This is a genomic window from Enterococcus hulanensis, assembly GCF_005405485.1.
GTDB lineage: Bacteria > Bacillota > Bacilli > Lactobacillales > Enterococcaceae > Enterococcus_A > Enterococcus_A hulanensis.
Genome location: NZ_BJED01000022.1, coordinates 68183 through 79489, shown reverse-complemented (window position 1 = coordinate 79489; position 11307 = coordinate 68183). Strand labels below are relative to the sequence as shown.

At 35.1% G+C, this 11307-nt stretch carries 14 protein-coding genes; 12 read left to right on the top strand and 2 right to left on the bottom strand.

Features of this window, described 5'->3' with window-relative positions; all coding sequences use genetic code 11:
- A partial coding sequence (locus tag FFR60_RS22845) for a hypothetical protein (protein ID WP_212741912.1) occupies positions 1–215 on the top strand: 215 nt, incomplete at its 5' end.
- A gap of 233 nt (positions 216–448) precedes the next feature.
- Positions 449–1054, top strand: coding sequence for a recombinase family protein (locus tag FFR60_RS19820; protein ID WP_137665504.1), 606 nt, complete (start codon positions 449–451; stop codon positions 1052–1054).
- Between the two features lie 605 nt (positions 1055–1659).
- Here the strand turns inward: FFR60_RS19820 and FFR60_RS19815 are convergent.
- Both FFR60_RS19815 and FFR60_RS19810 read right to left on the bottom strand, forming a co-directional pair.
- Complete coding sequence (locus FFR60_RS19815; RefSeq protein WP_137665503.1) at positions 1660–2142, bottom strand: hypothetical protein; 483 nt, start codon at positions 2140–2142, stop codon at positions 1660–1662.
- Positions 2142–3107 carry a ParA family protein gene (locus FFR60_RS19810; protein ID WP_137665502.1) on the bottom strand — a complete coding sequence of 322 codons (966 nt, stop codon included), beginning with the start codon at positions 3105–3107 and terminating at the stop codon, positions 2142–2144. The genes FFR60_RS19815 and FFR60_RS19810 overlap by 1 nt, the downstream gene beginning before the upstream one ends.
- A 369-nt stretch (positions 3108–3476) precedes the next feature.
- On the opposite strand from FFR60_RS19810, the gene FFR60_RS19805 reads away from it, so the two are divergent.
- From FFR60_RS19805 to FFR60_RS19760, 10 genes are all read left to right on the top strand, one after another.
- A complete protein-coding gene (locus FFR60_RS19805; RefSeq protein WP_137665501.1) occupies positions 3477–3797 on the top strand; it encodes an XRE family transcriptional regulator in 321 nt (106 codons plus the stop codon).
- Between the two features lie 25 nt (positions 3798–3822).
- Positions 3823–4842 carry a replication initiator protein A gene (locus tag FFR60_RS19800; protein WP_137665500.1) on the top strand — a complete coding sequence of 340 codons (1020 nt, stop codon included), beginning with the start codon at positions 3823–3825 and terminating at the stop codon, positions 4840–4842.
- Positions 4843–5043: 201 nt separating this feature from the next.
- On the top strand, positions 5044–5799 hold the full coding sequence (locus FFR60_RS19795) for a hypothetical protein (protein ID WP_137665499.1): 756 nt from the start codon (positions 5044–5046) through the stop codon (positions 5797–5799).
- A gap of 1150 nt (positions 5800–6949) precedes the next feature.
- Positions 6950–7291, top strand: coding sequence for a type IV conjugative transfer system protein TraE (gene traE / locus FFR60_RS19790; protein ID WP_137665498.1), 342 nt, complete (start codon positions 6950–6952; stop codon positions 7289–7291).
- 583 nt (positions 7292–7874) lie between these two features.
- Positions 7875–8294, top strand: coding sequence for a hypothetical protein (locus tag FFR60_RS19785; protein WP_137665497.1), 420 nt, complete (start codon positions 7875–7877; stop codon positions 8292–8294).
- 101 nt (positions 8295–8395) lie between these two features.
- Positions 8396–8602 carry a hypothetical protein gene (locus tag FFR60_RS19780; protein WP_137665496.1) on the top strand — a complete coding sequence of 69 codons (207 nt, stop codon included), beginning with the start codon at positions 8396–8398 and terminating at the stop codon, positions 8600–8602.
- Positions 8603–8639: 37 nt separating this feature from the next.
- Positions 8640–8813: an addiction module toxin RelE gene (locus FFR60_RS19775; RefSeq protein WP_137665495.1), complete on the top strand. Its 174-nt coding sequence runs from the start codon at positions 8640–8642 to the stop codon at positions 8811–8813.
- Between the two features lie 295 nt (positions 8814–9108).
- Positions 9109–10536 (top strand): peptidoglycan amidohydrolase family protein, encoded by a 1428-nt coding sequence (locus tag FFR60_RS19770; protein WP_137665494.1) that lies wholly within the window; start codon positions 9109–9111, stop codon positions 10534–10536.
- An 88-nt stretch (positions 10537–10624) separates the two neighbouring features.
- Positions 10625–10819, top strand: a complete 195-nt coding sequence (locus FFR60_RS19765; protein WP_137665493.1) for a type II toxin-antitoxin system HicA family toxin — start codon at positions 10625–10627, stop codon at positions 10817–10819.
- Positions 10820–10859: 40 nt separating this feature from the next.
- Entirely contained in the window at positions 10860–11276 is a 417-nt protein-coding gene (locus FFR60_RS19760; RefSeq protein ID WP_137665492.1) for a type II toxin-antitoxin system HicB family antitoxin, read from the top strand.
- Positions 11277–11307: the final 31 nt, after the last annotated feature.

Sequence of the window (11307 nt, the reverse complement as noted above, 5' to 3'; positions counted from 1 at the left end):
TTCGCACAACATTTTATCTTTTAGCAACTGGACTATTTGTTTTATTAGCCCTAGGGGCTACAGATCGGAAACAGCTGATTTATGGTTTGATTGGAGTCTCCTGTTTTGGCGCTATGATAAAAACAAATTGGACATCTTACCAACGTCATAAAAAGTGGCAAATGAGACAAAAGAACGTTAATACCCACAAAGCGTCGGAAAAAAAGGGCGCTTAATTAAGCATAAAACAGCTATGAAACGCAAATATGAGCGTTTTATAGCTGTTTTAAGTCTTTTACACGAATAAAAAAATGGACCTAATAGGATTTTGTTCTTTTCACTTATCACGAATAGCTATACACTCCTACAAAAAAGCACAATAGGGTACCCTCTATTGTGTTTTTGGTCCTCTTTGGTATACTGGAATTCATGGAACCACAATAGAACTGCTCAAAAAGGAGTTGGAATTTTGGCTAGAATTGGTTATGCACGAGTCAGCAGCGGCGATCAAAATTTAGATCGACAGCTGGAAGCTTTAAAAAAATCTTGTAGTAAAATTTTTTCTGATAAGCTGAGTGGAAAAAATACAAACCGCCCTGCCCTACTTCAAATGCTTGATTATATTCGTGAAGGGGATATTGTCGTCGTTACTGAATTAGAACGTCTTGGAAGAAATAGTAAAGAGCTTACCGATCTGATGTATCAAATTCAAAGCAAGAAAGCGACATTAGAAATTTTAAACTTACCCACGACACAAGGTATCGAAGACGAAAACCTTCGTAACCTCATTAATAACTTGATTATTGAGATATACAAATATCAAGCTGAAAGCGAACGTATGCGTATACTAGAACGGCAAAAACAAGGGATTGCTATTGCTAAGCGTGAAGGGAAATATAAAGGGCGAAAGCCCCTATTCCCTACTCCTGATGAGCGTTTAGAGCTGGCTTTCAAATTTTATAAAGATGGTCTGAGCGACAAAGATGTAGAGAGAAAAACCGGAATTAACAGAGAAACATTTAGACGCTATCGTTTAAAGTACGGAGTCGAAAGAAGCAGCGATAAAGCAAATTAGATAGAATGATCAATAAAGATGGCAGCTGCTACCCTTAATGGTAACGCTGCTTTTTTTCTCTGCTAAGATTATCGAAATGCTATTAGTTTAAAGTATATCTCTTATGCGATTTTTTAATCTCTATTTATCAGGAAGCCTAGTATAAGATATACCATTATAAATTATTGTAAAGACAGAACTAATATTTTAGATTCTTTTAGTTCCTTCTAGTTCCTTAGATCCCACCTTAGTCATATAATAGTAACATATTGTATTGCTATTATATGGCTAATAACTTAGTATTGCATGATTAATAGTAATATAAATCTCGCTTCTTTTTTTATCATTTATTAAACAGAAGAAAAAGAATAGTTCCTTTTTTCTTTGATCAATATTAAATCTATTGATCGTTCTCGTTCGCCAGCATTTAGTAATACTGTAGTCATATAATAATAATGCAATACATTACTATTGAATTTATATTAAATTAGTAATATATGACGTATCATAATATATTGGTACAGTATTAGTAATTTAATACTAATACGTAAAAGGTGAATTACATTGTCGTTAGCAATAAAAAATACGACTAAAAGCAATATAATATATTACTTTTAGTCGTATAACTATTTTTTCATATTTTTAAAGTTTTCAATATTGATAGGATACTTGCTATAGTCCTTTATGTGTTGGTTGGCTTCATCTTCGTCAATTAATCCTAACTGGTAGAAGTGCTGCCAAATTGCATTATCCATGAAATCTGACAAAAAGCCTTTAGTTCCTGAAATTTTTTTCGTGTTCTTACTATCCTTATGAATCAGACTATCCAATTTTCTGACGGTATACTCGTTTAGTTTGTACGTCTTGTTGATACTTTCAACTGAATCATTTTCGCTTACTGGAGCAAGACCGAATTTATTTGCTTGGGATGGTGTAGGAGTAAATTCTTCTATATTACTTTGAATAGAATTATCCGGCTGATGATCAGTTTCACTTAGGGACTCGCTATCAAACTCTAATGAATCTTTAGGTGTCTCAATTTCTTCTAGTTCATCATCAAAAGCCGTATGGAAATCCGCTGAGGGTTTCTTTTTATTTCCTCTAGGCATTATTCTTCGACCTCACTTTCTTTATATAGGTTATGAGGAATATCAAGTGCATTTCCGTCTGGAGATAATAGACCAAAACGGTTCATTTCATCAAGCAGCTTGTAAAAATGTTGAGCAAAAGGATTATCCGGCAAACTCATAGTTATTGGCATTCCACTTCGGATAAGTTTGTCAGCAAATTTAATTGATCGAGGAATCTCAGTATCAAAGTAGTGGTACCCATTTCTATTCGTGTATTTCATCATTGCGTTGATCATCTTCGCATGAACATTAGTGTTATAGACTTTATTTCCTAGAACACCACCGATTCTTAGATCAGGATTGAATTTCTCTTTAAGAGTATTCACACGAGAGATTAGATGGACTACACCATCCACTCCATTAATATCTGGCTCATAAGGAATAATCACAACATCAGAAATAGTAAGAACGGATGAAGTAACCTGTTTTAATTCAGGCGGAGTATCAAAAACTATGAAATCGTATTGATCCTCAATGCCATCAAAACAACCATCTAAAGCATTGAAATAGTTTGCACTTGGATCAATGGCTTTGTTAAGCAGCTTCTTTAATCCATTTACACTGGATATTGCTTTTAAATTATCCTTGAATTTCTTGATCAATGAAACAAACCATTCAAGAATGTTATCTCTAAATTCTTCCATTTTATCGAACTCTAAAAAATTATTATCTGCATTCGCCGGTAGTACATCAATTTGTGTGTCATACGTGGGTACAATCGCTTCTTTTACACTCGCTTGACCCATGAATACATCATAAATAGTATTCTGATCCTTAGCAACTTTGACCTTAAAAGACTTTGTTAAGTTTCCTTGCGCGTCTGTGTCTACGGCTAGTATTTTAGCACTAGGAAAAGACTTCCTGATTGCACCAATTAAGTTTAGTGAAATTAATGTTTTTCCAACGCCACCTTTATTCGCTGAAACACTGAGTTTTAGAGCCATACTACGTTCCTCCTTGTTAGTCATACATTATATTACTTTCTAATTACCAAAAGTATTTTATCAACAATATCATCTATGACTATAAAGTATCATACACCGTAGTTGATTGCAACAACAATTGCAGATTAAAAGCAATTCAATCTATTACCTGTAGAAAGGTAATAAAATACTAATAGTAATGTATTGGTATTTTATTAGTAATACTATTTTATTAGTAATAGCCGTAAATCGCTAAACAATGCTTTTCCTGAGCGATTAATTCGTCGCTCCACTGCGGATAAAAGTTGTTGTATTTGGAGAAAGGAAGTGATAAACTCGATTCAAAGAGTCATGTTGTTGAATGTAACAACATTATAGGGAGGTTCTTGTGTGGAAGCAGAAACAAAAGAATTTAGAAATGAATATGATCGCTATATCTTAAAACTATTAATAAAAGAATACTATATCAGCAGACCAGAACTGTCAAAAGCTGTAGGGTTAACCCTAAGCTTTGTAAGAGAATTTGACAACGGAACGCGGTCTTTTGGAACAACTGCATTAGATCAGTTCGAGGAACTTGTCTTTAGCAAATATGAGCCTTTACTAAAAGTTCACGAATATGATTTAAACCAAATAAAAGAGCAGTTAGAAGCCATTGAAACTGACGAGCAACTAGAAGATTTCCGCTTAAACAATTTCGAGATGGTCTAGCTTAAAACACGATGAGAGGTTTTTTATGACAGACTTTAAATTTATTTCAGCAAATGAGACTTACAAAGCACTTTTTTACCAGCTGCCTAAAGTGCTTTTTGAGAGTAAAAAATATATTAAAATGTCAAACGATTCTAAAATAGCATATGCCATGTTAAAGGATCGATGTGAATACTCGCTACAAAACAATTGGGTAGATAAGAACGGGAATATCTATTTCATTTTCACCACTGAGGAATTGATGGAACTTTTGCATGTAGGCAACAAAAAAGTGGCAGCAATAAAAAAAGAACTCGCTTCATTCGGTTTATTGCTATCAAAAAGAATGCCACCTAAAACAATGCCTGATGGTACAAAAAAAGGAGTTCCAGCGCGACTCTACTTAGGTCAGCTAGATTTAACTGCAACAGATGTTTTTACCGATAAAAGGGCTAGCAGCAGCGAATCTTCTGAAAGTGTCGAAAAGACATCTTCGGGGAAACCGCATGAAATCAACGAAAATTCCCAAAGTGTCGAAAAGACATCTTCGGAGAAACCCTTGTCACAACAGCATTCTCCCGAAAGTGTCGAAAGGACACACAATCTATATCAGACTATAGATCAAAACCTAAAGAAACAAGAAGAAACTAAAAGATACTCGCGAAACCTTTCAAAACAAGATGATTTATTGCTCAAAGATTTTGCTAATGACATGATCGCACTCAGCAAATCTTTTCTCCCGTACCAAGCACTCTTATGTATTCAAATATACTCTAATTCGTTTGATGAAGCTTATGAGTTAATGAAGGCTGTTCATAATGCTAAAGCTAATGCTGAAAAACAACTTCACGAAACCCTACGGTACGAAATGCTAAATATCGATAATAATTACGCAGTACTTGACGCTGATGTAAGAATTACTAGGACAATTAAAAATGTGTTTATGACGCAAAAGACAGAGACAGTAAAAAATCTAAAGGGATTAATGTTCGTTTGGTCTACAAATTGTTTCTTAGAGCTAATTAATGAGAAGTGTAGGATTGATGAGTTGATTAACAGTAATTGAAATAATAAATAGTTTTATTTTGATTATGAAAAAGATAGTTTTAGAAATCTGAAAGTAAACTTTGGTCTACACTGAGAAAAATACCTAGATTCATAAGTTCATTTCAGAAATATCATGAACGAGCGTTTCCCCACCCTGAATGGTATAAAAATTCTAAGAACATATGTGATTAAAAAATTATTTTGTGAGGAAGTGATTCTAGTGTTAGCAAGAACTGTACACGCATTTCTTGAAGATAGGAAAATCAACGAAGCGGTGAGGAAGTTAGGCGAGAAGGAGTATTATTTTAGAATAGATACTCAAAAACTATCAGGGACTTTGGAACCCGGAATGTTGGCTTTTTCTTCAGACGGACAGCTTGTTTATATCCTCGAAATAATTGACGATAGTACTCCTGAAGAAGAAGCCGCTTATACAGGGATATTGACAAAAATATTTGCTGATAATCCGGTAATAAAGTCAGGTGGAAAAGGTATTGAGCCTAAGATATTATCGGCAGTTGAAAAGGTAGTATACACAGGAATTGTTGTCGAATTAGTTAATAAGAAATTCATAAGGACAGAGAAGGAAATGAGGTTTAGATCTACAGAAAAGATCAATGGGGAAATTTCTAAAGGAGATATCGTTCCGATTGTTTTACACACGAAAGACGGTAGAAAAGAAAGACATTATGTTTTGGTGCAACGAATCATCGAAAATGCTTCACAGAAGCAGCGAGTAATGAACACTAGACGAAGACCAACAAATTGGTTTTATAAAAAGACGGATAAAGGGTATAAGAAAACCCGATATGCACAGGAAGTTATCGAAAATGGAGAAATTAAGAATAAACTTCCGAACAAGCAAATTGAGAAAAGAACGCCTGAAGCTAGTAAAAGTGAGAAGGGGTTAAAAGAAGCAGATAAAGAGTTCAACCGTACAGGGCGAAACTTTGTGATTCGGCAACGAAAAGATTGAATATTAATTTTAGTTGAACCCTAGGTACCTCGAATAAAACAATATAGCGAAAGTTTTTTTCTATTATTTTTAAAATCACCGTGAACGGTCGTTTTCCCGCCCTAAATGGTATAAAAATTATACGAACATGTGTTTGCTTTTTGTGTGAGTTCTGATATAATTTGATTATAGAAAACGACGTTGCTTTCATTTTTTGATAATCTAGTTGCAACTAGATTATTAGATTACAGGTTCTAAGAGCTGTTTTCGTCTTAGTGAGAAAGAAGGAGATACCATTTAATATTCACCTCTCTTGGTGAATGTGGTTGTTTTCGGTGGCAACTTCAAATAGATTCAGATAGGACTTTTTGTATATCAATGAGGTTTCGAAAATCTACTCAGCATAATTATTCAAATGACAGTCAACATTTTTGAAATAAAAAGCTAATTTCTAATTTTTAAAAGAACTGTTCTCATTTTGTTAACGCTGACTATTTTCTCGACAATTAAGAAATATCTGTATTAATAACCGTATTAAAATAACTAAGTGTTAAACTTGGTTATCTTTGGCACAAAAAAAACCTTCCAAAAATTGGAAGGTTGTGCTAGTCTTGTTTTGTTGAAACCATTTCATTTTTAGAATGGTTATAGAACAGGTGAAGTTTTATTGTAATTTTGTTTTTGTAGTGGCGTGAAGCCCACAAGAGCATAAAAAGTAAGAGCAGCACACCGCTTTCTCTATCTACCGAAAGGACGGCAATCCAATCAGTAGGTCAGGGATACTCACGGTGTCGTCTACAAGGACTAGACGAGGTACTCCTACCCTGTTACAGTTTTACCTGCAACGGGACTATCATACCACATTTTCAATGGTTCTTTAAACCATATTTCTTGGTTCGGAAATGTGTTAAAACAAACTTTGTATTCACGCTTTCTAACAATTCAGAAGGTAACGAATAGAGGTTTGGTATGATTGTTTTGCAGGTGGAATGTAACTTGTAGTAGGGAGCGTACACGTTTAGTGTGCGCTCCCTTTTTTGTGTTTTATGCGTTTGCTGGCTTCCTGCTGCTACAAAAAACGACCTGTTAAACAGCTTTTAGTGTTTAATTCTGACTATTTTAGAAATCCGCTGTCAGGATCATAAGGTATCAATGTGAGGGGGAAACAGCTTTGGGTAGAAGAATCGGGATAGAAGATATTGGCTATTACGCTGATAAGATCACTGTTTACGAAAAAATTCTTGTTAGAAGAGATTCAACCGGATCACCAATCTTTAAAACTGGTGTGAAAGAGTATCGAGTAAAAGGATTATTTGCGCAGAAAATCCAACTGTATTTCGTTGATGGCAAAGCAAATGAAGTATTGTGTGATCCGGTTCCCTTAAAAAATTTATATAAGAGAATACGGCACGTTTATGATTTCAACAAAGTTTTAATTGCACGTAGAAATAATCCGAATCAGCCGCTTTTGATTACCGGTAAAGGGATGAGTAAATTTCTTAAATTAGGTTAACTTTAATTATTTTAATAGCAAACTTCTCTTTTTTCGCACGCTTGAAAATATTGTGAATGAAGTCAAACGCTCGATGGAATCAGCGGAAGCAATCAAAAGGCTTTAAAGTGTCAACGTTTTACTAAAATGAATTTTAGAATGTAAATTCGGCAAATGAGATTTTATGGGAACGTGGGTACTTTTTAAGAGTGATACCGTAAAAAATTGATCATTCAAGCAAACTGGCTTTGTAGAAACTGATGGAATGAACGGCAGCAAGAAAAGTTGTCGGTAAACAATCAAGTAGTTAACTTTTTGAAACAATCCATAGCACCACGCTTGATCAGAGCAGCTAATTAAGGGAGCGTGGTTTTGACGGACGCTTATTCGTAAAGGATAGGTGGATTCCTCGTAATGGAGGAATCGCATAGTTAGTGCTAACGACACTAATTATGTCGTGTGCTGCATTACATTTAGACACTTGCGAGTCACGACTCACAAGTATCCTAGTCTAATAGGGTTTCTAGTTTCGGTTGCCATAAACTAGTCGATTTTATTATTTTCAATTGTGCGAAAAAAGAGAAGTCACAAGGAGGAGCAGCAAATGCTAAGTTATTGGGGTGGATTGGCGGCAATTGTGATCATGATGTTGGTATGTTTAGTCATACTATTTTTTTGTTGGGAAGAACTAAAAGGCGTTTACAAAGTAACGTTTGTTTTATGTATTATTTCTCTATCAATGAATGTCGAGACGTATTTTCTAAATATTGAAACACGTCAGAACATTGAACAGTTAGAAATTCAAAACGAAAAACTAGAAAGAGTTCTAAGTCAAAACGATTACTTACAGAATAATAGCTATCCTGTAAGTGCTGGCGAACAACAATTCCCAGAAATGAGTGATCAAGCAGCTGGCGTGATTGGAAAATATTTGAAGGAGAGAGGATTCAACGATCGTCAAGTGAAACTGATATTCGATCATATGCAGCCATTGGAAGAAGCTCCTAACAGGGTGGATAAATAACCACTCGTGACAATCACCTTTTAATTCTTGTCATTTCACTTAAAGTTAATTGTATGCTTAAATCGGTTGTCAGGTAATTGAATAGTAAGGTGGGAACGAAGATGAGCCTATTCCTCATTGAGACAAAAGAACTAAAAGACGTAGAAAACGGCTGGAAAACGATCGCAAAGACACGTGTGTCAGCTGGAAGTGTGTATGAAGCGTTAAGAAAAGTAGAGAAACACTTTACAAAATATCAGTATATCCATGAAGCTATTTCAATAAAGGAGTCAAGATTAGACTACAAAGTACAGCGATACTTCTATTAAGAGTGGGGACACCTATTAGAGGTTGGGGGGACACCAAATGCCAACAAAGAAGAAACGAATAAAAGTATCTTTATCAGATGAAGCATTCGAACAATTTGAATGGTTGATGGAACAAATAAAAAAGGAAACTAAAAAAAGAGTTTATCCTGGTCAGGTATTCGAGCAAATGATTAAAAACGAGTACACAATCAAGAGAGTATTTCGAAAATAATGAATGAAGGCAATAAAGGTAAATAAAAACGATTTTTTGCTTTATTGGTGTTAGAAAAATCGACTGATTGCGACAATAAGTTATAGTTAAGTGGTAAAATGTGTTTATATTGTGAAAGTAAGCACATAGAAATAGTCACTCTTATTTTCTTCTTATCTCGATGTGTGATTTTTGAGAAATTACGATGTCTTGGAATAGTGTTTCCAGCAAGAGTAATATTTCAGTTCTTCTCAAAAATAATCAAGAAGAACTGAAATTAGGTTAAAAATATTTTATTGTTTAATTGGAGGTAAAAATGGAGAAGAAACGGTTTAAAATGTACAAAAGGAAAAAATCATGGGTAGTAGCCCCCATTGTTTTTTTAGGATTGTTGGGTGGAGCTGCATTTTCAACGGATCAACATTCTGCTTATGCGGATGAAGTTTCAACGGATCAGGTTGTGCATGCTCCTAAAGAACAAGTACCAATAGAAGGAACAAATACGGTCGATACGAATTCAAATCAGATAGATCCCTCACAAGACCCTGCCGAAAGCACAACAGATCCAAATACGAATGAAGATGCCGAAGCGGATTTAAATTCAACTGAATCAGAAGATCAATCAGGAACAAGTGGAACTGAGCAATCAGAATCTGCTGAATCCAAGGAGGATCACGAAGGTTCTACAGAAGAAAACAAAACCGAAACGACAGAGCCTAGTGAGTCTGAATCTAAGAATGAGGAATCCTCAGACCAAGAAACGAATACTACGGAAACGACTGAACCCACTGTTGATACTAGTAAAACAGTGGAATTTCCAAAAATTGATGAAAAACCAACTTCTAATAGTAGTAATGCAGAGAATAAAACCGCTACACAAGCGACTACTCCTCAAGCATCTGTAAAAGCAGAACCTAAAGCAGCAGCTGTTGTTAAAATTTCAATTTTTCGGGTTTATAATCCTAATTCGGGAGAACATCTTCATACAATGAACTCCTATGAAAAAGACTATTTAGTTCGTTTGGGGTGGCGTTATGAGGGCGTCAGTATGGTTGTTTCAAATACTGGTAGACAACTATTTAGAATTTATAACCCGAACTCCGGAGAACACCACTTTATATTAGATAATAACGAAATCAATATGTTGAAACGTGCTGGTTGGCGTTACGAAGGTGTCGCTTGGCTAACACCAACTAGTGGAGTCGCCATGTATCGGGTATTCAATCCGAATGCAAGAGGTGCAGGCTCACACCACTATACAATGAATGTAAATGAACGAAACAATCTACTCAAAGCAGGTTGGAGAAATGAAGGTATTTCTTGGTATACATTAGGTACTAAGAGTCGCCAAGAGATTATGGTTGATTGGTTCTATGCGAGACAAGGAAAAGTCACGTATTCAATGACCAATCGAAATGGTCCGAACTCTTATGATTGTTCAAGTGCCGTTTTCTACGCGTTAATTGAAGCTGGATATTTGAATACAGGAACTTGGATTGGAAATACAGAAACACTATTTTCTTATGAAGGTAAACTGTTCAAAGCTATTTCTAGTAAAGATGTACGCAGTGGAGATATTTTCATTTCAGGTAAAAAAGGGAACTCTGGTGGATCAGCCGGACATACGGGTGTAGCAACTAGTAATAGTAAGATCATTCATTGCAATTACACAGATAACGGCATATCAGAGACAGTCATTACAGGACGTACCGGTGATCCATGTTATTGGTTTAGATTAATCTAAGTTGCACGCGCTTATATTTAAATATAAGTATTATATTGAAATATATATATAATCATGATACACTGAGTAGTGTAAAGGGGGTTACTTAATGCCACTCACTGGCAAAGACCTTTTGCGATTGGCAAAAAAGAATGGTTGGGTAGTGATCCGGCAAAATGGGTCTCATCATCGATTGCGACATAGTGTGACCGGTAGGAAAGAAACCATTGCTGTTCATGCAAACCGTGACTTGCCAATAGGTACTGAACAGAAGCTTTTGAAACAGTTAGGTCTAAAAAAATGACCTCACTGTTTCAAAAGTGAGAGTTAGGAGGAACTACTTAGTGAAAAATCAAAATTTTATTTATGCTATGCGTATCACTAAACTAGCGGAAAATGATTTTTATGTGGATTATCCTTTTAGTGATATGAATATTCATGGCAGTGCAGAGTCATTGGAAGAAGCAATCGAGATTGCTAAAAGTTCGTTAGAGTTTACATTGTTTGATATGTATGAGGAAGACGAAGAATTTCCTGTATTTGATGAAGATGAGGTTTCCGAGCTTGAAAAGACGAAAGAAGCAAACCAATTTATTACTTTAATTGGAACGAGTATGAAGACAGTGGTTGAAAAGTTCGGAGAAAAGAAAATTGTCAAATCGATTACCATTCCTCAATATCAAGATTTTTGGTTAAAGAAAACGAAACTAAATTTATCCCAATTTGTCCAAGATAAATTAAATAAAGAGATTGAAAGATAGTTTCTTAGAAAAAAATGATAAGGAGAGAGAA